17 protein-coding genes are annotated in these 22137 nt (G+C 27.1%); all 17 read right to left on the bottom strand.

Features of this window, described 5'->3' with window-relative positions:
• Positions 1 to 255: hypothetical protein (locus O3802_RS05190; RefSeq protein WP_371458589.1), on the bottom strand; the 255-nt coding region annotated here is incomplete at its 3' end.
• Between the two features lie 248 nt (positions 256 to 503).
• Complete coding sequence (locus O3802_RS05185) at positions 504 to 2993, bottom strand: ATP-binding protein (protein WP_371458588.1); 2490 nt, start codon at positions 2991 to 2993, stop codon at positions 504 to 506.
• Positions 2994 to 3115: 122 nt separating this feature from the next.
• Complete coding sequence (locus O3802_RS05180; RefSeq protein WP_371458587.1) at positions 3116 to 3478, bottom strand: TcpE family conjugal transfer membrane protein; 363 nt, start codon at positions 3476 to 3478, stop codon at positions 3116 to 3118.
• Positions 3479 to 3481: 3 nt separating this feature from the next.
• Positions 3482 to 3721 carry a hypothetical protein gene (locus tag O3802_RS05175; protein WP_371458586.1) on the bottom strand — a complete coding sequence of 80 codons (240 nt, stop codon included), beginning with the start codon at positions 3719 to 3721 and terminating at the stop codon, positions 3482 to 3484.
• A gap of 20 nt (positions 3722 to 3741) precedes the next feature.
• Positions 3742 to 4827, bottom strand: a complete 1086-nt coding sequence (locus O3802_RS05170; RefSeq protein WP_371458585.1) for a conjugal transfer protein — start codon at positions 4825 to 4827, stop codon at positions 3742 to 3744.
• 2 nt (positions 4828 to 4829) lie between these two features.
• Positions 4830 to 5192: a single-stranded DNA-binding protein gene (locus tag O3802_RS05165; RefSeq protein ID WP_371458584.1), complete on the bottom strand. Its 363-nt coding sequence runs from the start codon at positions 5190 to 5192 to the stop codon at positions 4830 to 4832.
• Between the two features lie 205 nt (positions 5193 to 5397).
• The gene (locus O3802_RS05160; protein ID WP_371458583.1) at positions 5398 to 5622 is read right to left on the bottom strand and encodes a hypothetical protein; all 225 of its coding nucleotides are present in this window, start codon (positions 5620 to 5622) and stop codon (positions 5398 to 5400) included.
• 12 nt (positions 5623 to 5634) lie between these two features.
• The gene (locus tag O3802_RS05155) at positions 5635 to 5925 is read right to left on the bottom strand and encodes a hypothetical protein (RefSeq protein ID WP_371458582.1); all 291 of its coding nucleotides are present in this window, start codon (positions 5923 to 5925) and stop codon (positions 5635 to 5637) included.
• A gap of 97 nt (positions 5926 to 6022) precedes the next feature.
• Positions 6023 to 8788, bottom strand: a complete 2766-nt coding sequence (locus tag O3802_RS05150; RefSeq protein ID WP_371458581.1) for an SspB-related isopeptide-forming adhesin — start codon at positions 8786 to 8788, stop codon at positions 6023 to 6025.
• An 87-nt stretch (positions 8789 to 8875) separates the two neighbouring features.
• Positions 8876 to 11281, bottom strand: a complete 2406-nt coding sequence (locus tag O3802_RS05145) for an SEC10/PgrA surface exclusion domain-containing protein (RefSeq protein WP_371458580.1) — start codon at positions 11279 to 11281, stop codon at positions 8876 to 8878.
• A 45-nt stretch (positions 11282 to 11326) separates the two neighbouring features.
• A complete protein-coding gene (locus tag O3802_RS05140) occupies positions 11327 to 12022 on the bottom strand; it encodes an LPXTG cell wall anchor domain-containing protein (protein WP_371458579.1) in 696 nt (231 codons plus the stop codon).
• Positions 12023 to 12101: 79 nt separating this feature from the next.
• Entirely contained in the window at positions 12102 to 13355 is a 1254-nt protein-coding gene (locus tag O3802_RS05135; RefSeq protein WP_371458578.1) for a replication initiation factor domain-containing protein, read from the bottom strand.
• 302 nt (positions 13356 to 13657) lie between these two features.
• On the bottom strand, positions 13658 to 13996 hold the full coding sequence (locus O3802_RS05130) for a hypothetical protein (RefSeq protein WP_371458577.1): 339 nt from the start codon (positions 13994 to 13996) through the stop codon (positions 13658 to 13660).
• 697 nt (positions 13997 to 14693) lie between these two features.
• Positions 14694 to 18248 carry a chromosome segregation protein SMC gene (gene smc / locus O3802_RS05125; RefSeq protein ID WP_371458576.1) on the bottom strand — a complete coding sequence of 1185 codons (3555 nt, stop codon included), beginning with the start codon at positions 18246 to 18248 and terminating at the stop codon, positions 14694 to 14696.
• Between the two features lie 33 nt (positions 18249 to 18281).
• Complete coding sequence (rnc, locus tag O3802_RS05120; RefSeq protein WP_281665982.1) at positions 18282 to 18995, bottom strand: ribonuclease III; 714 nt, start codon at positions 18993 to 18995, stop codon at positions 18282 to 18284.
• Positions 18996 to 19180: 185 nt separating this feature from the next.
• Positions 19181 to 20314 (bottom strand): radical SAM family heme chaperone HemW, encoded by a 1134-nt coding sequence (hemW, locus tag O3802_RS05115; protein WP_371458575.1) that lies wholly within the window; start codon positions 20312 to 20314, stop codon positions 19181 to 19183.
• Positions 20314 to 22131: a translation elongation factor 4 gene (gene lepA, locus O3802_RS05110; protein WP_371458574.1), complete on the bottom strand. Its 1818-nt coding sequence runs from the start codon at positions 22129 to 22131 to the stop codon at positions 20314 to 20316. The genes hemW and lepA overlap by 1 nt, the downstream gene beginning before the upstream one ends.
• Between the last annotated feature and the right edge of the window lie 6 nt (positions 22132 to 22137).

Raw genomic sequence — 22137 nt, 5'->3', positions numbered from 1 at the left:
TAAATTTTTTAATTTTATATCTCTATTTCCTATAATCATCAATATTAAATAAAATAAAATAAAACCTAATATTAATATTCCTTTCTCTATATTTAAAGCTATTACTTCTCTATTTAATACATCATTAACTTTTTCATTTAATAAATATATAATCCTCCGTATTCTTGATGTTATTAATACAGTAGCAAAACAAGATATAAATAAAACAACTAATATTTTTAATAATCTATTACTATTTATTATTTTTTGAAACAATTTTTATCACCCTAAAATATTATAACATAATTTATATCAAGCTTCACTTCCTTACGATAGTAAATATACACAAAATAAAAGAAATTAAACTAATTACTATTAACACTAAAATCAATATTTTACCACTATACATATTATAAATAAGATTTATATTCATCAAAATATAAATATAAAATAATACGTAATATATAATAACTAAACATAACTTTATCTTATCGCTATTCTTCATTTTAAAACCTCTTAAGATACTAAGCATACCTTTCTTCTGCATAAGCAACTTCTGATTTTTCAACTGTTTTAAATGCTTGTGTCCACTCACTAAATAATGAATGTACGCTTAATTTTGCAACTCGACCGTATATATCTTTAAACAAACATTGTCCTTTTACCATGTTTGATAATATATCCATATTTACATTATTATTTTCTAATCCTAAATGTTCTAATATGTGTACTCTTTCTTGTTCTTCATCAAATGCAAATATACTACCATAGTTACCTGCTATATTATTTTCATCTTTTATATCAAATACTGATTGAGTAATAAATACTAAAGCATTATTCATACTTCTTCCTACACGTTCTAATGATTTTTTAGTTGCTTTACCTATTTTACTTGTATTAAGTACCCATGCTTCATCCGTATAAATTATTGTTTCTTCATCTGGATTACTTCCAAATAAAGACATGAATTTTCCTAATACTTGCATTACTACTAAACTTTTTTCTTGTGAATCCGTATATGTATCTTTACTATCTTTAGCATCAGGTAAATCTAAACCGTATACTTGTAATATTGTACTTTTATTATTTAATGATAATGTATTATTACTACCATCAAAAAATAGTAATTTTAACATTCCATTTTGTGTTTTTTCATATAAATTGTCTCCTGCCTCGACTATCTCAACATCTTCATTTTCTTGTAATTCTTTTATAATATGCAAACTTCCAACTGTTTCACCTTGTTGTTTTAAATCTACTATTTTTCTAATTGCCTTTAAAAGTGCAGTTTCTATTTTTCTATCATTAGTTAAATCTACTACTTCATCAAACATTGCTTTTGTTAATTCTACTGCTTCTGCTCCATCTAAAAATGTAACTGGGTCTAAAATTCCCCAATTCTCTTTTTTAGTATAATCTATTGTTAAATATTTTATACTGCTTAAAAGTTTTGCGAATAATGGATATAATCTATTATTTTCTTCACTTTCAGTTATTCTACTAAACCACTTTTGCATTTCACTTTTTGGGTCAAAATACAACGTTTTTACATCTAACATTAAACTTTGAATATATATTAATTTCGCTAAAAATGATTTTCCTTTTCCTGTTTTTCCTGTTATCGCTATATGTGGTGAATCTGTTTTTGTTCCTGCAATACCTTTATTAGCTATCATAGGGTGAAATAATACTATATCTCTTGAAGCATGGATATTATCTTCTAATAATTTTGCTGATTTTACAAATCTATCAATTCTACCAAGATAAAATCCTATTTCCATTCCCAAACTTTGACCTACTCCAAATAACACTTCTGATAGTGCTTCTGTTGTAGTTGTTTGAATCCAATTTCTATACATTCCAAGTTCGCTACCTTGCAGCATAAGATAAAATAATTGTAATTGATCCGCAACTGGGGCAATTACATTTACTTTTTGTCTTTTTAATTCTTTTTTTACAAGTCGAACTTGTCTTAATAATTCTTCTTTTCTAGTATTCGATAATGTTATTACTAACAACCATTCTACAAAATTTTTAGATTGTGAATGTTCATTATCTATCCTATCCATTAAAAAATTATTTCTCATACTTTCATCTTTTAATTTTTCATTACTCATAAATTCTTCTTTTACTTCATGAGCCTTTGAACGTATTTTATGTGATAATTTCATATCAAAAGTAGTTTTATCTACAGGCTTGAATTTTAAATCAACTTCTACAGGATAGCCTTGAGATTGTAAATTCTCAAAAATATGTAAATTATTCATTAAATAATCTGTACTTTCTAATACTAAATAACTTTTATAAATTGTTGTATCTTCTGTATCAATTTTAATAAGTCTCTTTTCTGTGGTATCTAATTCAGCATTTGCTATTTGATTACTACCTCTTAAAATACTTTCTTCATCTACATTATGATAAACATTGCCTAAAAAGTTATATCTTATTAAATAATTTAATTCATCTTCTGTACATCGTCTTATATCAAGTACCCTTAAACTATTAAATACACTTGCTTCTGCTTGTGTAAATTTATAAAAATACTCATCTGTTACCTCTATTTCAAATCCTAATGAACTTGCTAATTTATCAGTAACACCACTTACAGCATTTTTAACTGTATCTTTTATATCTTCCATTTCAGAATATATTCTATCTATTCTTACTCCGATATAAAATTCATATTTTGTTATTTGTCCTAATTCTCTTTCTAAAAGATTAATAGCTTCTCTTCCGTAATATTCAGCTACATCTTTATATCTAACATCATAATCATTAGCCAAAATATTAAGTCTTTCATCTAAATTCATGTTTTTAGGTAACATTTTTAAATGAATATCCTTAAACTTTACTACATCATCTAATAAACTTGTAAATCTACTTTTATATTCTTGTTTTTCATTTGTATTTGCCCTTGAAATTATTTCAGGACTTATTTTATAATAAGAATATATACTACCTGACTTTGTTAATAGTATATTTTGATATGTCCTTTTTAAAGGAAATTTAAACATTTATTTTCTCCTCTCTTTTGTAATAAAATATATTTCTCACGAAAAAAATTTTATTTTCATAAAAAAAAGACCCTGATATATTATTCTAAATTTATATTTAAAATAAAATATCTAGGGTCTATTTAATTAAATTTTATATGCTTACTTCTATATTTAATTTCTTCATCATAACTATATTTTTTATTCTTTATATTAATTCCTATTTTCCATTTAAGATAATCATATAAGTATATTATCATACTTTTACCATCAACATTTATATTAATTATTGCCCATGTTATAAGAATAGGAAAACCATAATACGCATATCCCATTACTTTTACCATTGGAATTATTTTATCTAATATATAAAAAATAAACGTTACTACAAAAAATATAGCTACTGTTACAACCCTAATTCCATTCCTTGATATTGTATATCCTTTTATTTGCCGAATTTTCATAGGTTCTTTTAATGCCTTTGTATAATTATATAAACTTTTCATAATCTAATTGAAAAATAGTTTAAAGAATCCAGAAATACCTTTTAATACTAATTCTGTTTCTATTACTACTAAATATACAAAGCCACCAGTTACTACTGTTCCTATCATTCCTTTCAAACCTATTTTAAACATTGCAATAATTGCTAATGCGATTATCGCCATTATTAAAATTGGACCTGCTACTCTCCTAAACTCTGATAATGCAGAATCTCCATTTATTGCCATTAATATTAAATCATTCATTTATTATTTACCTCTCTTTTTTAATTATGTTCTAATTTTTCTACAAAATATTTGTCATCTTTAACTATTACAGTTAATCTAAATTTTTCTCTAGTCGATAATTTAAAATCTTTTTCTTGAATAACTACTGTAGTTATTACTAGATATTTACCATTATCTTTATAGACTTCAAAATTTTCTAAAGTATTAAATTCTTTTCCTGATAAACTTTCAGGATTTTTCATTATATACTGCATTTCTTCTTTTTTATACGTTGTATATTTTTTAAAGAAATCTTTTGTAAAAGTTTCTAATTCCTGTCTTTTATCTTTTTCACTATCTAATTTTACTTCTTTTTCTTGATATGATCCTTTCGCTATATCTCTAGGAATATCAGAAAAATAAGGAAAATCACAAACTAAATAATTATTATCAATTATTTTTACTGGTATATTTAATACTTCTTGTTTATTTTTCTTATTATCTTTATTTTTTAATGAATAACTTACTATATACTTATAAATCTGTATATCTTTTTCCTTATCTTCTACAGAATATAATCTTATAGAATTTAAAGTACGTTCTACATCTGATGTATCAGCCATATTATCTTTTAAATTTTCTAAAGATAATAATTCTAATGCTTTCTTACGTTCCTGTTGCTTTTCTCTATCATAATTTATATATAATGTTGCAAAATTTTTAGCAAAATTATCTGTTCTAGCATTATATATAGGTATTCCTTGTATCTGATTTTCAATTTTTTCTATAGCATTTATATTATTAGATAATTTTATTTTATCCATTCCCTTAGTCGCTATAAGAAAAATACTCGATACCAATATTGAAAATACTATAAACCATACTGTAAATATTATAAACTTATTTTTTCGTTTATTTACTTCTAATTTTCGTGAAAATTCTTCTTGCTTTATATACTCTTTATTTTCACCTATCACTACATCTTTTGCTGTAGATATTATTTTATTAGGCTCTTGTTTTTTTCTTTGTTTAGATAAAATCTTCTCTTGCTTTTTAGCTTGCTTCAATGCTTGTTTTTCTAATTTTATTCGTTGTTTTTCTTGTTGTTTTTCTATTTTCTTTTGTAACTTCTCTAAACTTGCCATTATTAATACCTTATATAATCTTCCGCAAATCGTTGATTAAACGGATTTTCAATCTGTTCATTTTGCTTTTCTTTAAAATCAATTATTTTTACCTTATCAGCTACTACATTATAACTATATATTTTTATTCCGTTCTTCTCATAGTTATTATTTTGTAATGTACCTGTTATTGCTACTCTACCTTTTGACTTTAAATAATCAAATAAATACTTTGCACTATTCCCAAAAACAACTACATCTATAAAATTAGTTTTTTCTTTGTTTTCTTCTACTGCTAAAGAAAATCTTAACATCTCTTTACCTGCAGAAGTTAATTTCATCTCTAAATCTTTTGTAACTCTTCCCATTAAAATTACCTGATTCATCTTCTATCATACCCCTTTCATTTCCTAATGAATATTAATTAAACTCATGGCTTTTTTCCAGTTTTTAAAAACTTTAAAAATTGTTCTATGTTACTTATATTACTTTTTTTCAAATAATAAACTAATAAAATTACACTTAATATTATTAAAAAATAAACTATCAACTGTATTTTTTTATTACTTTGAAAAATTATAATTTTATTAATTAAACTATGCACTCTAACAACTCTTTCTGATATTTATTAATTATCATTTTACAATCTTCTTCATTATGAAAATATCCTAACTCACTAACTAAATTTTTATTTGATTTTACTAATATCATTTCTACTTTATTACTTTGAACTATTATGTAATATCTATATTCTTTTTCTGAACTTTTTAAATTTAATTTTTTACTTATTTGTCTTATGTGTTCTAATATGTTCATTCTTTTCAACTCCTAATCCCAATACCCATATTCATTTAATTCTAATATCTTCTTTTGAAATTTTTCCCTTGCTTTTTGACAATCTCCCAAACTATTAAAATACCCTAATAAAACAAATGTATTTGTTTCTTTATTTTCTATTTCTATTGATACTGTATTGTTTAATATTGCTAAATAATATTTACTGCTTTCTTTATATTTATGTTTTTCATTACAATTATTCTTATATTCTCTAAATTCTTTTATAAATTGCTCAAAATCATTTAATGTAGGTCTTTTCTTTCTCAAATTGTTCACTTCCATTTATCCGTTTTCTTTTTCTTTTTATCACTCCTCAAATTAAATATATCTAAAATAAAGATAGTTAGTTAAACCAACTACCTTTATTTCTATTTAATTTTTATTTCACTTTTCTTTTTATTCCAAAGAAACCTAATACAAATGTTAGTAAAGTCATTAAAATATAACCTAATATATTATTATACCCTCGTGAATTTTCTTTTACTGCTGATGTTTTAGGTAATATTTTTTCTTTTGGCTTCTCTTTTTCTTTTGGTTGTTCTGGTTTTGGTGGTTGTTCTTTTTTAGGTACATTATTTACTACTACCTCTGATTCATAACTATTACCAAAATCAATTTGATATGCTTTATTTTCATATTTACCACCATTCTCATTATAATCTTCTTTTACTTTCATTGGTGATGTTATATGAATACTATTACCTTTTACTACATATTTTTCAAAAAATTCTTCTGGATTATCTACTGTAAATAATTGATAAGCACCTTTAGGAGTTATTCCTGCTTTTTTAAGCATTTCTTGTACCTCTTTAGGTGATTTTTCTAAACTTGAATAAGATTTTACTGTAATTCCTTTTACCTCATTATTATTAGAATCTACAATTTTTACATCTTTTTCTAATAATTCTAATGCTTCTTCTGGATAATCATCTACATAATAAAAGCCTTTTTTAATATCTTCTTTTGTAGCTTTAATTCCTTTATATTGGTCTAAATCCCATAATAATTTATAATAATTTACTGAACCTCGTTCTACTTGTTTTCCGTCAATTAAAACTCCATCTTTATTATAATTATGTTTTTCAGGTTTGATTAAATTGTTATTAGGATTATCTTCGTCATTAGGTTTACCTGGTGTACTTACCTTAACAATATTAGAATATACTTCATAATCATTATTAATTGTTAAACTAAAATTATTTTTATGTGTCGCACCATCATTTGTTATTGTACCTACCAATGTTGGAATAGGTGCTAAAATAGATTTTGTTAAATCTTTATTCAACTGTTCTAATAATTTTGCTGTCGCTGTTAAAGTAACTGTATGAGTATCTTTATTATAAGATAAATCATAATCTTTACTTTCTTCTTTTGTTTTTTCTATATCCAAAACATATCCTTTAGGAAGATTATCAGTAATAACATATTTATCAATTTGTTTTCTTCCTGCTGGCAATTCTTTTGTTCTTAATTCCCATTTAACCGTACTTAATTTTGATACATACTGATTATTAATATCTTGATTTTCAACATTTTTTACTTGTTTTTCAATGCTAGGAACTACATTTACTTTATAAGTATTATATTTAACAATCGGCACTTCTGGTGCTTTTGGTACTTCTTTATAAACTGGTTGTTCTGGTTTTGGTGGCTCCACCTTTAATTCCTCTAAAGTTGGAACTTTAGGTGGTTGATTATAAACTGCGACTGGTGAAGCAACTCTAGAATTAATTGACATCCAAAATTGCGAATGTGTAGCTACATCACTAAAGAACGTCATTTTTATTGAATCAGCATTATCTAATCTTCCTGCTGCACCTAAATACCAATATAAAGGACTTCCCTCAAAATCAGTTTCTGTATGTTCATACTTCGCACCCTCTGACTTGAATTTATTATCCATTATTGAATAAATACCGTCAGCTTGTTCAGTTACAGATGAACCTGTTATTTTTACAAAAGAAAAATTATAATCTTTAATTACTTCTCTATAAAACGAACCATCAGGCATTGCATTTGTTGTTATACTTGAAATAGCCAATAGACCAGGATTTTCTTTTGTAAATCTTATTTGATTACCGTTTTCATCATAAAATGTAATTTCTACACTTAATTCTTGTCTTGGGTCTTTTGAACCAAAACCAATCCCTGTTGTTGGGTCATTAAACACAGACAACGATATATTATGATTCCCTCTAGTTTTTCTTTGAATTTTATAAACTACTTTTGAAATTTTACTATTTCCATAAGTAGAATTTTTTAAATTCGTATATGTTAAATAAATAGGTTTATAATCATTATATTCTATACGATATCCTTTAGCATAATATACTGATGTTAATCGTATATTGTCATCTTTAACGATATTTTTATTCTCACCTGCATTTATCTCCAAATGTGCATCTGGCTCATTTTTATAAACTAAAGACTGTAATTGAGAATTTGATAAATAACCATCTTTTCCTGAATTTTTCTTTAATTCTTCTAATCTTTTATTATGTTCTTCTTTTTGTTTCTCATATTCTAATAATTTTTTCTGATAATCCCTCTGTTTTTCTTCATTTCTTGTTTTTATCTTTTCATTTTCTGATTTTATTTCTTCTACCTTTTTATTATAATCAGATAAATCTTTTTCATATTTCTCTTTCTTTTCTTTGTTTTCTTCAATAATTCTCTGTAATTCTTGTTTATGTTCTTCTTTATCCTTAACATAAACTTCAGTTTTTTTATTTATTTCTTCTGCTTTCTTTTTATATTCTTCTTGTACTTCTTTTGTTACTTTAGACAATTCTTCAGTAGATTTAACTATACCTTTATCTACTATTTCTGATTTTTCTACTTTTACTCCACCACTAACAGCTTTCTCTACTGCTTTTTCTAATTCTGGAGATTTTAAATTTACTTCTACAGAACCTTTACTTTGATTCACCTTACCTTGTGAATTATTTGCTTCTGATGTAGATTCAGGTTGTTTAGTAACTGAATTTGTAGCAGGATTTTCTGTTTTATCTACATCACTAGCAAAGGCTTCATTATCTGTTGCCATTCCTATTGCTACTGCTGTTGCTAATCCTAATCCTATTGACACTAAATTTTTATATTTTCTGCTCTTTCTTAATGTAAATTTTTCTTCTGATTTTACCATTTTTTATCCTTTCTTTTTTACTTGATCACTCTCGTGACTAATTTAAAAAAAGGGTAAAATTTCTTCTACCCTTGTTCTAAACAAATACTAAATTCTATTTCTTCTATAAAGTCCAAATGTTAAAATCAACAATAATACACCTAAAATACTAGATGATGTTGTTATTCCTGTTTTAGCAAGAGTACCTACACTTAAAACATTATCATTTTCTAAATTACCTTTAGTTTTTAACTCTTTTGATAATTTTTCTAATTCTAATGACGTTTGTTGTCTATTATATTCTGACAATAACAATGAATATTTAGCTTGTAACTCTTTTTCTTGAACTTTTAATTGTTCTAATTTTGTTTTCTCTACCAATAATTTTTCTTCTAATACTTTTTGTTGTTTTGTTGCTTCTTCTAACAATACAGGAGCATTTTGTAATTTATTTAGATAAACTTTTGTTTCCTCTAATTTATTTTCTAAATTACTTATTACTTTTTGTTGGTCTTTTATTTCTTGTTGTTTTGATTTTAAATCTAAATCTATTTTATTAACATCAGAATTAAAATTATCATATACAACTTGTTTTGATAATTCTTGACCTTTTACTTCTTGTAATTCTTTTTCTGCTAATTTTACTGCCTGTTGTTTTACTTTAATATCTGCACTTAAATTATCATAATTTGACTGTGCTTGTTCCTGAATTTTAGTATCTCTTTCTAACTTTTGTTGTGCTTCTTGTAAATTTAATTGTGCTGATTGAGTTAGTTCTCTTATAGCCAATACCTTATCTAAATTATTTACAACATTTTTTAAAACATTTTGAGTACCACTTAATACACTTTGTGCAGTTTCTTTTTCTTGTTGTTTTTGAGAATTATTACTATCTTTTAAAGCATAATCAGATTTCGCTGTATCTAATACTACTCTTAATTGTTCTGGTGTACGAGTTTGAGGTATTTCTTTTGTATCAAAATTATTTTTAGTTGCATTATTTACTTCTTCTTCACTTACAGTTATAAAATGAACTCCTGTACCTTTTGACACAGAAAAATCAACACCTAAATAATCTTTTTGAGGATTATTATAATTAATACCTGCAATACTTTGAGCGTGTAACCATTCTGTACCATTTAACATAAACTTAACAATACCATTGTAAATCATGCTTTTTAAAGAACCTTTTGTTACTTGATTATTCTCTGAATATAATCCATAAAGATTTTCGTAAAATTGACCTTGACTTAATCCATATTCACTAGCTACTTTAGATATACCAGCTTCATTATGTCCATTCTGTATTCCAAAATTACTATTAACATATTCATCAGCAACTTTTTTAGCAAAATCTATAGCTGAACTTGTTACTACAGTATTTTTAGTACCGAATTGTTTTCTAATTTGATTAACTAAATCACTTGCAAATAATGATAATTCTTTTCTTACTTCATCTGATAAATTATTTACATCTAACAATGTATCATCATCATTTTTATTTTGTTTATAAGTATTTAATTTCAATAATTTTTCATTTTCTGATTTCAATACTTCTTTTGCTTTTTCTCTTGTAGATTCAGGTAAACTATAATCCATATAAGTTTTTAAAGCCTGTACATATTCATCACTTAAAACAATATTATTAATACTATCTACATCATTTTGAGCCTTAACTAACTCTTTTTTAGCTTCTTCTAATGCTTTTTGAGTTGCATCTGCTTCTTTTGTTTTTACTAATAAATCTTGTTTTTGCTCTGATACTTGATTTTCTAATTTATCTTTTTCAGAAGTTAAATTATCAATTTTATCTTGTCTTTCTTTATCAAGCTTTTTAGCTTCTGCTAATGCTTTTTCTTTATTTACAACATTTTCTTTTGCTAATAATAATTGCTTATTAGCTTCTTCTAATGCTTTAATCACTTTATCTGCATTAGTTCCATTTAAAACATCTTTTGCATTTTGTAAATTAGCTTCTGCTTCTTTTGTTTTACTTTTAGCTGATTCTAATTCTTTTTTAGCTGATTCTAATTTTTGTTGTGCTGATTGTTTTTCTTGTTGTTTTGATAATTCCTGACCTTTTAAAACCAATAATTTTTCATTTTCTGATTTTATTTCAGTATCCTTATTTTGTATTTCTTTATTTACCTTTTCTACATTTTCTGGTGTTGATTCTTTCGAAAGTTTTTCTAATTCAGCTTTTTCTTTCGACACTTTTGACAACTCACTACTAATACCATCTACAACGTTTGACTGTTCTTTTACTTGACCTTTTACAGTATCTAAATTCAATTTTGCTGTAGATACTTCTTCTTTAGTTACTACTTTAGATTCAGTTTTTTCGATATTTTGTTTAATACTCTCAACTGTAGAATTATTTACAACATCATTACTAGCAAAAGCTTCATTATCTGTTGCTAATCCTATTGCTACTGCTGTTGCTAATCCTAACCCTACTGACACTAAATTTTTATATTTTCTGCTCTTTCTTAATGTATATTTTTGTGTACTCATAATATTTTCTTCTAACTCCTATCATATATCTTTAAATTTTTCTTATTATTTAATTTTTTTTAAAAATCCTGCTACTGCTAATCCTAATGCACCTAAAATACTAGATAAAATATTAGTAGATTCTCCTGTTTTAGCAAGTTCTTTTACTTCTTTAATTTCCTCTGATGTTTTAGCATTTTGTAATTTTTGACCTAAAACTTGTTTTTGTTCTAGTGTTAAACGTTCTGTATTTTCAATAACACCTTTCAATTCTTCTTTATTTTTAGTAATATCTACCACATTATTAAATTCATTTAATGTTTTAGTATTATCTTTTTTATTTTCAAGAATATCTTTTTTATTTTCTTCTGCTTTCTTTTCTTCTTCTGGTTTTAATTCAGGCTTATTATCCTTTTCTTTATCTTTATTTTCTTCTGGTTTCTTTTCTTCTGTTGGTTTAACCTCATCTTTTGGTTTTTCAGTTTCTTTTTCCTTATCTTTGTTTTCCTCTGGCTTTGGTTTATCATCAACTACTGGCGGTTGTTCTGGTGTAGTTGGCTCTGTTGGTTTAACCTCATCTTTTGGTTTTTCAGTTTCTTTTGGTTGTTCTGGTACCACTGGTTTATCATCAACTACTGGTGGTTGTACATCTTCTACTGGTTTATTTACTACTTCATCATCAGAAGCTTTAACTTTTCCCGCTGTTCCCAAAACTGCACCTGCAATAACTGTTGTTAAAATAATCTTTGTTGCTTTATTCATATATTTTTCCTCACTTTTTCTTTTTCTTTTTTTATTTTTGCAAAAATAAAAAACATTAATATTATGTACCAATGTTTTTTTAATATAAATTTTCTATAACTTTTTGTTTTTTGTTTATATAATCTTCTATTAACTTTTCCTTTTCTTTTTCATTAATTTTTGCGAAAGATACTATTTCGCCTATCGTATCATAATCTTTATTTAACAATCCTTTTTCTTTAGCTTCTTGATCTGCCTGCAGAACTAATGCTAAAGAAGTAGAGGCTTGTGTAATTAAAAATGATTTTTTTCTTTCTATTGTTTTTTGTTTCTTAACATTTTCAAACTTAAATTTCATTGAACCTTGTATTAACTGTTCCCATTTATCCCAATACTTTAATTTTTCTTCTGTTTCAAATACTGAAAAATAACTATTTAATACTGATACTGATTTTTCTTTTAATTTTTTTGACTTTGAAATTTGCTTAAAAAATGAATTTGCCTTATCATCTCTCATTACTATTTCAAATCTGTTAAAGTTTAAATCAATATCTTCATTTTCTTGTTGTAATTGTATGCCTTTTTTATAAAAACGTAAAAACAAATTACTTTTCTTACTTCCGCAATAAATAGTCATTCCTTTTGAAACTCCATTTTTTGTTTCATGCATAAAATTAAAACTCTGAAATTTTGTAACAATCAATTCATTATGTTCACGGATTTTTTTTTCTAATTCCTCTAATTCAAATAAAGGTGAAAAATCATCAATAGCTATATCTAATCGAGTAATCTTACCTTTATAAGCTATTACTGTATTGAAAAAATCAAAATAATCTTCTTCCTTTTCAAATAATAACTCATCTAAAAGCTTGCAACCCTCACCTGTTATTTGTAAATTACAATGATTATATGTTTCATCACCAAAAAATAAATGGATTCCTTTATATTCTAAACAAAATTTATAATTATAAAATCGCTTTTCAGAATATACTATATCATTCTCACTTATTCTTAATAGTGTAGCAAACATATTAATAACATCTCTTTTTTCAAAATAACTTTTTCTCATTGCATAAAATGTACATTGAAACCAGTCCAAACCAATAAAAAGATTATCATTTACTTTATCAGCTGCATCTGTTACTTTAGATTTAACTGTTTTCTTTATTTTTTCATATCTTTTTTTTAGTATTAATTCAACAAACTCTAATCTATCAACAAAAATTATATTATTTTCTTTCTTAGTTGATAGATTAGACCTATCAATTAATTTTCTAAGTCCTATTTTTGATATTTTATAATTTATAAAACTACAAAAATCAGCACATTCAGAAATTGTAATATAATTTTTCATAAAGTATAAACCTTTTAAAGTAAAAATAGCTCTATATCAATGTTTTAATCAATCACCATTTATACTTTTTTTATTTTAACCCCCCTTATTAGTTAGTTGGGGGTTAAGCGTGCCTAAAGGCACGCCTGCCTAGTAGCTTTTTGCTTGTTCGTCTTTGTTGCGTGCGGGCTTAACGCCCGTACTCACAGCCTTACTCGCAAGCTACTATTCGGCAGATTTCTTACTTACCAACTAATAATTATTAATAAATAAGAAGTTATATCGTTGTTGTTCTAACTATATAACCTCTTATTTTAAATTAATTACTTTTTATCATTTCCAACCACTGCTGAACCTTTACGCTTAATATCTTCAGCAGAAATTTTATGCATAATATCGATTCTTTCTAAATCACCTTGTTTTAATTCTACTGCTGATACTTTCAATGTTACTTCACCAACTAATTCTACTGGTGTGTCAGGTTCAAAATTAACTTCTTTTAAAAATGGTACTTCAAAAGTTTCCCCTATTTTATCAGAATATAATGTTACTATATGTTCTTTTTGACCTGGAAAACCATATCTATCTTTAGTACGAACTTTCGTAAATTTTAAATTACCTAACATTTTTTCTACATCAACTACTATTTTATTAAATCTCATTATTTTTTAATCTCCTTTTTATTTTTAATTTTATTTTTCTAACTTGATTTTCTAATTTATTTCTCTTTTCACTCTTTCATCACAAATAAAAAATGCCTAAAATTTTATTTTAGGAATTTTAAAAGATATTCTTAATTTTATTAGTGATAAAAAGAAAAGAGTTTTTTTATTAATACATATTTGATATTTTATAACATCTTTGCGAGTAATTTTTGTCGCTAGTTTAAACATTACGGCGAATTACTTTATCGCTCAATTATAAACTACCGTTCGACCGATTAACGCACTTTAAAGTTATACAACCTATTCAAATAATTAAAACTATAGAACTAGCGTCTTCTCCGTCTGCAAGATTGATATAGGAATACTTGCTTTTCCTCATTACTAATGTTATATTAATAATATGTATTCATACCAGAGTACATAAGTTATCTCTTTATTAAACTTAAAATCAATTTTTATCCAATCGCTAAACTGATAAACATTTTATTTTAATAATCAGATAATCTTTATTTAAAAGTCTAATCTTTTATTGATTAGGCTTTTTTCAATAATTAAATGTACAATTATTTGTTTCTAATTATTCTTTACTAAAATAAAAAAATAATTAGCGTGGTTTTTATCTTTCCACACTAATTATTATACACCCAAATTTAACTGTGTCTTTTTTCTTTGAATTATAAATTATAATTTTTCTCTACTCTATAACCTCTTCGAAGTTTTTTATCATATCTTTTAACTCTAATTCAAGAATGTAACTTATTCCTTTTTCCTGCATTGTTACTCCGTACAATGTATCCATAGCTTCCATAGTACCGCGACGGTGTGTTATAACTAAAAATTGATTATCTTCTGAATAGAGTTTTAAAAACTTCGCAAAACGATTAACATTCTCTTCATCAAGTGCCGCTTCCACCTCATCAAGAACAACAAACGGTGGATTTTTCACTTGAAGAATCGCAAATAATAAACTTATTGCGGTAAGTGACTTCTCCCCACCCGATAATAGCGAAAGATTTTGAAGTTTTTTCCCTGGAGGTGAAGCCTCAATAACAATGCCGGTATTTAAAATATCATTTGGTGTTTCAAGCGTCATATCCGCATAACCACCTTTAAATAATTTTATAAATATTTTATTGAAGTTCTCAGCTACTTGAACAAACGTCTCTAAGAATCTTTCTTTTACCTCTTTGTCAATTTCTGCAATTGTTTCTTCTAGCTTAGCTTTAGCCTCTACCAGGTCTGTAATCTGTTCATTGTAGAAATCATAACGTTCTTTTACTTCATTAAACTCTTCGATGGCATTAAGGTTAACATTTCCTAACTCCATTATAGCTCGACGCAATCTAATTACATCTGATTTATATGAAGGAACTTCTGTGATTAGTTCTTCAGTTAATTTGTGAGCAACACTTTCATAGGTCACACTATAATTAGTAACTAAGTTTTCCAAATACTCATCAATCTTAACTTCAATCTTCGTCTGAGCTACTGTTAATTTCTCACACTCTGAAATTTTCAAACGTAATTCTTCATTACTATATTGCTGTGATGTAGTAATTTCTTTTTCACGTTTAAAAAGACCAGTTTTTTCGGCATCTAAATCTGATAAAAGATTTTTTAAAATACCTAGTCTTTCACTACATTGACTAATTACCCTTGTATTATTTTCAAGAATATTCTTTTCATCTTCTGCACTAAGGTTTTCTATACTTTTAGAAGCTTCTAACCTTTCTATTTGATTACATACATCATCAATATCGCTTTGATAATTTCCAATGCTTTCCGTTATATGTTTTAAAGTTTCTTCTAGCTTAGATTTTTCTATTTTTAGCTCTGCTATTTTCTCAACAAATAACTCTTCTGCACTCTGTGCACTTTGTTTTTTAGCAGTTTCTTCTTCTATTTTCTTATTCAAAATAGTTAATTCTTCACGAATTTTTTTAAGTCCATCTGTAAGTTCTGATATATTTTCTAAATTATTATCTTCTGTTCTATATACCTCTAATTTCTTCTCATTAGATGTGATATGAGCGGCTATATCAGTAAGTTCTGCATTTTTATGATTTATAGCTAATTCAAGTTCTTTTATATATAGAGTATTTTGTTCTTTAGCATTTTTCAACTCTACTATGTTTTCTACAGACTCTTTTCTTTTGACTTCAAACTTAGTTTTTTCAGTCTCTAGCTTAGATACTTTATCATTTATTTTTCCAAGGTTATCCTCAAGATTATCTAGCTCTGCCTTATGTTTAATAGAAGAGTTCGTATTTTTATTAATCGCCCCTCCTGTAATAGAACCTCCACTATTTATAACTTGTCCATCAAGAGTAATAATACGATTCCTGAAATTTATTCTACGCGCAATACGATTGGCATTATCCATATTATCAACTATAATCGTAAGTCCTAACAGATGTGAAATAATATTTTTATATGTTTCATTTACCGCTATTAGATTTTCTGCAATATTAATAAAACCTTCTTCTTTTACTAAAACACTATAAATATCACTGGCAATAGCTTTTGCTTTAATATTATTTAGTGGTAAAAACGTTACACGGCCTTTATTAGATTTTTTCAAATATTCAATACATTTTTTTGCAGTGGCTTCACTATCAACTACAATATTTTGTTGAGCTTGACCTAAGGCTATATCTAATGCAGTCGCATATTCATTACCAAAGTTTATTATATTAGCAACACTATCATGAACTCCACCAATAGTTTCCTTGTTAGCTAAAATCTCTTTAACACCTATGTTATAAAAACTCAAATTGTTAATTTGATCTTCTAGGAATTTTTTACGATTTTCTAAATTACTTTTGAAATTATAACCTGTACGTAGTTGCTCATCTATATTTTTTTCTTTAGATACTAATAAAACATCTTCTTCTAATAAAGCATTTAAGCTATTTTCCAATACTGTTAACTTAGAGCTCAACTCTTCTTTTTCTTTTGTAGCTTTATCTAACTCAGTAAGTTTAGTATTATATATTGATTTTTGACGCTCAATATTTTCTAACAACTCTTTATAGTTCTCATCTGCACTTTCTATATTTTTCTTAGCATATTCGATACCATTTTCTAATCTTGTTTCTTCTGTAATTAGCCCATAATACTCATCTCTTAGCTTGTCTATAGAGGCTTCAATTTTTTCTAAGTTATACTCTCCACCTTCTTCTAAGTCCGCTATTTCCTTTGTTAGAGATTTTATCTTAGCTCTATTAATACTATCTAACTCTTGACGTTCTATAAGCTTTTTAGTAAGATTTTCTTTTCTTTCTAACAAATATTTTAAATCTTCAGCTAACTTTTCGCTACGCAGATTCCTATTATTCTTACGTTCTTCTATTACATTAAGTTCTGATTGTAAACCTTCTTTTTTCTTAATCAGCTCTAATTCTTCATCGTGATACTTAAGATATGTTCTATCAAGAGTAACTAAACTATTCTTTATTTCCTCTAAATCCTTTATAAGTTCTTCCTGTTTAATTTCAAGAGCGGTTTTTTCCTGTTCTTTTATCCTTTTATCAGCTAATAAAACTTCTAATTTTTTTTGATACTCTGCTATATTATAAATATTAATAAGAATATCTTTTTCTTCTAGTTCTTTGGACCATTCCAAGTATTTTTCCGTTTTACTCTTTTGCTCTCCCAAAACTTCATAACGTGTAGAAATTTCTGAAAATATATCATTAAGACGAAGCAAATTATCATTTGTTTTTTCCAATTTTGAATTAGTTTCTTTTTTCTTATTTTTATATTTCAGTACACCAGAAGCTTCTTCAATAATGGCACGACGATCTACAGGTTTAGAAGAAATGATATCTTCTACCTTACCTTGAGTAATAATACTATAACTTTCTTTATTAATACCAAAATCAAGGTACATATTCGTAACATCTTTTAATCTTGCTTTTTTGTTATCAATAAAATATTCGTTATCACCATTTCGATAAAGACGACGTTTAATTTCGCATGACTCTTCTCCATTACTAAAAGTAACTGCTACTTCAGCAAAATTTTTTCTTTTCACATCTTCAGTCCCTGAAAAGATAACATCTTTCATACTACTACCACGAAGGTTCTTTGCAGACTGCTCCCCTAAAACCCAACGAATAGCATCAATTATATTACTTTTCCCCGATCCATTCGGTCCGACAACGCCAATTAAATTATTTTTAAATTCAAAAGTTGTTTTTTTCTGAAAAGATTTAAAGCCTGTTACTTCGACTTTTACTAATTTCATCTTATTCTCCTTTAAAATTTTCTTCTGATTACTTTAGATACCATCATATCCTAGTTTATCTAAAGCTTGTTTAGCTGATAATTGTTCAGATTCTTTTTTTGTTGCTGCTGTACCGCTACCATATTGTTTTCCGTCAATTTCAACAGCACTAATGAAAGTTTTTGAGTGTGAAGGCCCAATTGAATCTAGCACCTTATACTCTATCTCACCTAATTTGATTTTGAATACATACTCCTGAAGAATAGTTTTATAATCAACGAAGCTACTGTATTCATAGTCTTCGACTTCTGTAAATAAGGTATTATTTAAAAATATTTTTACTGTTTCTAAATTTGTTTCTAAGTACAAAGCTCCCGTGAAAGATTCAAAAATATCAGCAAGTAACGCAGCTCGTGAACGTCCACCCATTTTTTCCTCTCCACGCCCTAAATAAATACATTTATCTAGATTAAGTTGTAGTGCATATTTTACCAGTGTCTTTTCACAAACTATAGAGGCGCGCAGTTTTGTTAATTCACCTTCAGCTAGCTCTGGAAACTTTTTAAATAAAAATTCACTTGTTGTAAGCTCAACAACAGCATCACCTAAAAACTCTAATCGTTCATAATTCAAATGTTTAGCTATTTTTTTCTCATTTGTATATGATGAGTGTGAAAAAGCCATTTTAAAATTCTCACCAAATTTCAAATTAAATCCATATTCAGTATTTAGTTTATTTAGTAGTTTTTCTATATATGTTCTTTCCATAATGATTCTCCTTTCTTTTTATTTTTAATATTTTCTCGGAAATAATTTCGGAAGTATAGTTTTACAAAAATCAATTTTATCAAGCACAATCAGTTTACTAGATATCTAAAAAGTCCTTATAGAGTATTGTTAGATATCTAATAAACCCCCTGTGATTAAGTGATAATATTTAAAATTTACTATCATTAATCTAATAAAAACTCTGAGAATACTTCATTCCCATAAAATAACCCTTTTCTTGTTAAGCACAGCTTGTTATCATCTATTTCTAAATAGCCTATCTTTATGTTTTTATCGATTACTTCCTTGAAGATTTTTTCTGCTCTTTTTCCGTACTTTTCTTCAAAACTATTTAAATCTACACCTTTTAAAAGTCGTAGACCTAAAAACATTTCTTCTTCAATTTTTTCTTTATCTGTTACCGTATGTTCTTCACGTCTAGCATGCCCTTTTTCAAGCATACTATCAATATAAAATTTTAATGCTCCTTGATTAGCATAACGTACTCCATCAATATATCCGTGAGCACCTGCTCCAAGTCCATAATATTCTATATTTTCCCAGTAACTACTATTATGAACACTTTCATGCCCTGGCCTTGCAAAATTACTAATCTCATATTGATTATAACCATTTGCCGTCAAGAAGTTTATCACTTCATCATACATTTTTTCTTCTGTTTCATTTGAAGGTAAGGTAACTTTTTTATCTCGTACTTGATTATATAATTTTGTTTTTTGTTCTAATATCAATGAATAACACGAAACATGGCTAATATCGTACCCTACAACCTTTTTCATACTATCAAATAAATCTTCCATAGTTTGTTTCGGCAATGAAAACATTAAGTCTACATTAACATCTTTAATTTCATACTTTTTACAATTAGTAATAGCCCTATCTACATCTCCTGCAACATGACCACGTCCTAATATCTTAAGAAGTTCATCATTAAAAGTTTGAACGCCCATACTTATCCTGTCAACTCCGTACTCTTTTACCAAAGCAACCCGAGAATCAACAAGATCCTCAGGGTTTGCTTCAAAAGTAAATTCACGAAGTTGTTGTGGAATTTTTTTTCTAAGTGCTGTCAAAAGACGATGTAATTGCTCATCATTTAAAGCACTCGGTGTTCCTCCACCTATATAGATAGTTTCAATATTATCTATCTTATCCATACTATTTATTTCATCAATCAAACAATCAATATACTTATCTACTGGTTGTCTTTGGATATAAAATTTGTTGAAATCACAGTATGAACATATATATTTGCAAAATGGAATATGAATATATACTCCGCGAATTTCACCTTTCATTATTCGTCATCCATTTTTAGAACAGCCATAAAGGCATCTTGAGGGACTTCTACGCTACCTACAGCTTTCATTCTTTCTTTACCTTTTTTCTGTTTCTCTAATAGCTTACGTTTCCTACTAATATCCCCACCGTAACATTTAGCAAGAACGTTTTTACGCATCGCCTTAATTGTTTCACGAGAGATAATTTTATTCCCAATAGCTGCTTGAATTGGAATTTCAAACTGTTGTTTTGGAATAAGTTTTTTAAGTTTTTCAACGATAACTTTTCCTCGTTGATATGCAAACTCACGGTGAACTATAAAGCTTAATGCATCAACTTGTTCTCCATTTAATAAGATATCCATCTTAACAAGATTACTATCTTTGTAACCAGTTAATTCATAATCAAATGATGCATATCCTTTTGTATTAGATTTTAGCTGGTCAAAGAAATCAAAGACGATTTCTGATAAAGGTATATCATAAGTAATGTTTACCCTTGTATCATCGATATATTCCATATTTAAGAAAATACCACGTTTCTTCTGACAAAGATCCATAACAGCGCCCACATAATCGTTTGGTACCATAATACTCGCTTTAACAAAAGGCTCTGTAATTTTGTTAATTTTTTGTGGATCTGGCATTTCTGATGGATTCGATACATCTACCATAGTGCCATCTGTTTTTTCAACTTTGTAAATAACCGATGGTGCTGTTGCAATAATATCGATATTAAACTCACGCTCAATACGCTCTTGAATAATCTCCATATGTAACATTCCTAAAAATCCACATCTAAATCCAAATCCAAGTGCTTGAGAAGTCTCTGCTTCATATTGTAATGCAGAATCATTAAGTTCTAATTTTTCTAATGCTTCACGTAAATCGTTATATTTTGATGAATCAATTGGATATAATCCACAGAATACCATAGGGTTAAGTTTTCTATATCCAGGCAGTGCTTCTTTTGCTGGATTATTAGCAAGTGTAATAGTATCCCCCACTCGAGTTTCACTTACATTTTTAATAGATGCACAGATAAATCCTACATCCCCTGCAGTAAGTTCATCTACAATTTTTTCTTTTGGAGTGTGGATACCTACTTCAGTAACCTCAAATACTCCACCAGTAGCCATCATTTTAATCTTATCACCAGCTTTTACAGTTCCATTCTTAATTCGAACAGAAACAATAACACCACGATAAGCATCATATAATGAGTCGAAAATTAATGCTTGAAGTGGTTCCTCAGCATCTCCTGATGGTGCAGGAATATACTCAACAATTTGTTCAAGTATTTCATCAATACCAATACCTGCCTTAGCAGATGCAAGAACTATATCATCAGTTGGAAGGCCAATAACATCTTCAATCTCAATTTTAACTTTTTCAGGATCTGCAGCTGGTAAGTCAATCTTATTAATAATTGGAATAATTTCTAAGTTATTGTCTAATGCTAAGTAAACATTAGCTAATGTTTGTGCTTCAATACCTTGCGCTGCATCTACTACCAAAATTGCTCCTTCACATGCCGCAAGTGAACGCGAAACTTCATAAGTAAAGTCGACATGCCCTGGCGTGTCGATTAGGTGAAGGATATATTCCTCACCATTTTTTGCTGTATATTTTAGTTGTACAGCATTAAGTTTAATCGTAATTCCTCTTTCACGTTCTATATCCATAGAGTCAAGCAATTGTGCTTTCATTTCACGTTGCTCAAGAGCTCCTGTTTTTTCTAAAATTCTATCCGCAAGTGTTGACTTACCATGGTCGATGTGCGCAATGATAGAAAAGTTTCTTATTTTCTTTTGCCTTTCATTTCTTTTATTCATTTAATT

It is taken from the genome of Gemella sp. 27098_8_92 (assembly GCF_041433685.1).
Classification (GTDB): domain Bacteria; phylum Bacillota; class Bacilli; order Staphylococcales; family Gemellaceae; genus Gemella.
This window is presented reverse-complemented; position numbering and strand designations above follow the sequence as displayed.

What these genes read in the sequence shown, in the direction of transcription:
- O3802_RS05185 (WP_371458588.1), bottom strand. Translation starts at nt 2,993, where the DNA reads ATGTTTAAATTTCCTTTAAAAAGGACATATCAAAATATACTATTAACA.
- O3802_RS05180 (WP_371458587.1), bottom strand. Translation starts at nt 3,478, where the DNA reads ATGAAAAGTTTATATAATTATACAAAGGCATTAAAAGAACCTATGAAA.
- O3802_RS05175 (WP_371458586.1), bottom strand. Translation starts at nt 3,721, where the DNA reads ATGAATGATTTAATATTAATGGCAATAAATGGAGATTCTGCATTATCA.
- O3802_RS05170 (WP_371458585.1), bottom strand. Translation starts at nt 4,827, where the DNA reads ATGGCAAGTTTAGAGAAGTTACAAAAGAAAATAGAAAAACAACAAGAA.
- O3802_RS05165 (WP_371458584.1), bottom strand. Translation starts at nt 5,192, where the DNA reads ATGAATCAGGTAATTTTAATGGGAAGAGTTACAAAAGATTTAGAGATG.
- O3802_RS05160 (WP_371458583.1), bottom strand. Translation starts at nt 5,622, where the DNA reads ATGAACATATTAGAACACATAAGACAAATAAGTAAAAAATTAAATTTA.
- O3802_RS05155 (WP_371458582.1), bottom strand. Translation starts at nt 5,925, where the DNA reads ATGGAAGTGAACAATTTGAGAAAGAAAAGACCTACATTAAATGATTTT.
- O3802_RS05150 (WP_371458581.1), bottom strand. Translation starts at nt 8,788, where the DNA reads ATGGTAAAATCAGAAGAAAAATTTACATTAAGAAAGAGCAGAAAATAT.
- O3802_RS05145 (WP_371458580.1), bottom strand. Translation starts at nt 11,281, where the DNA reads ATGAGTACACAAAAATATACATTAAGAAAGAGCAGAAAATATAAAAAT.
- O3802_RS05140 (WP_371458579.1), bottom strand. Translation starts at nt 12,022, where the DNA reads ATGAATAAAGCAACAAAGATTATTTTAACAACAGTTATTGCAGGTGCA.
- O3802_RS05135 (WP_371458578.1), bottom strand. Translation starts at nt 13,355, where the DNA reads ATGAAAAATTATATTACAATTTCTGAATGTGCTGATTTTTGTAGTTTT.
- O3802_RS05130 (WP_371458577.1), bottom strand. Translation starts at nt 13,996, where the DNA reads ATGAGATTTAATAAAATAGTAGTTGATGTAGAAAAAATGTTAGGTAAT.
- smc (WP_371458576.1), bottom strand. Translation starts at nt 18,248, where the DNA reads ATGAAATTAGTAAAAGTCGAAGTAACAGGCTTTAAATCTTTTCAGAAA.
- rnc (WP_281665982.1), bottom strand. Translation starts at nt 18,995, where the DNA reads ATGGAAAGAACATATATAGAAAAACTACTAAATAAACTAAATACTGAA.
- hemW (WP_371458575.1), bottom strand. Translation starts at nt 20,314, where the DNA reads ATGAAAGGTGAAATTCGCGGAGTATATATTCATATTCCATTTTGCAAA.
- lepA (WP_371458574.1), bottom strand. Translation starts at nt 22,131, where the DNA reads ATGAATAAAAGAAATGAAAGGCAAAAGAAAATAAGAAACTTTTCTATC.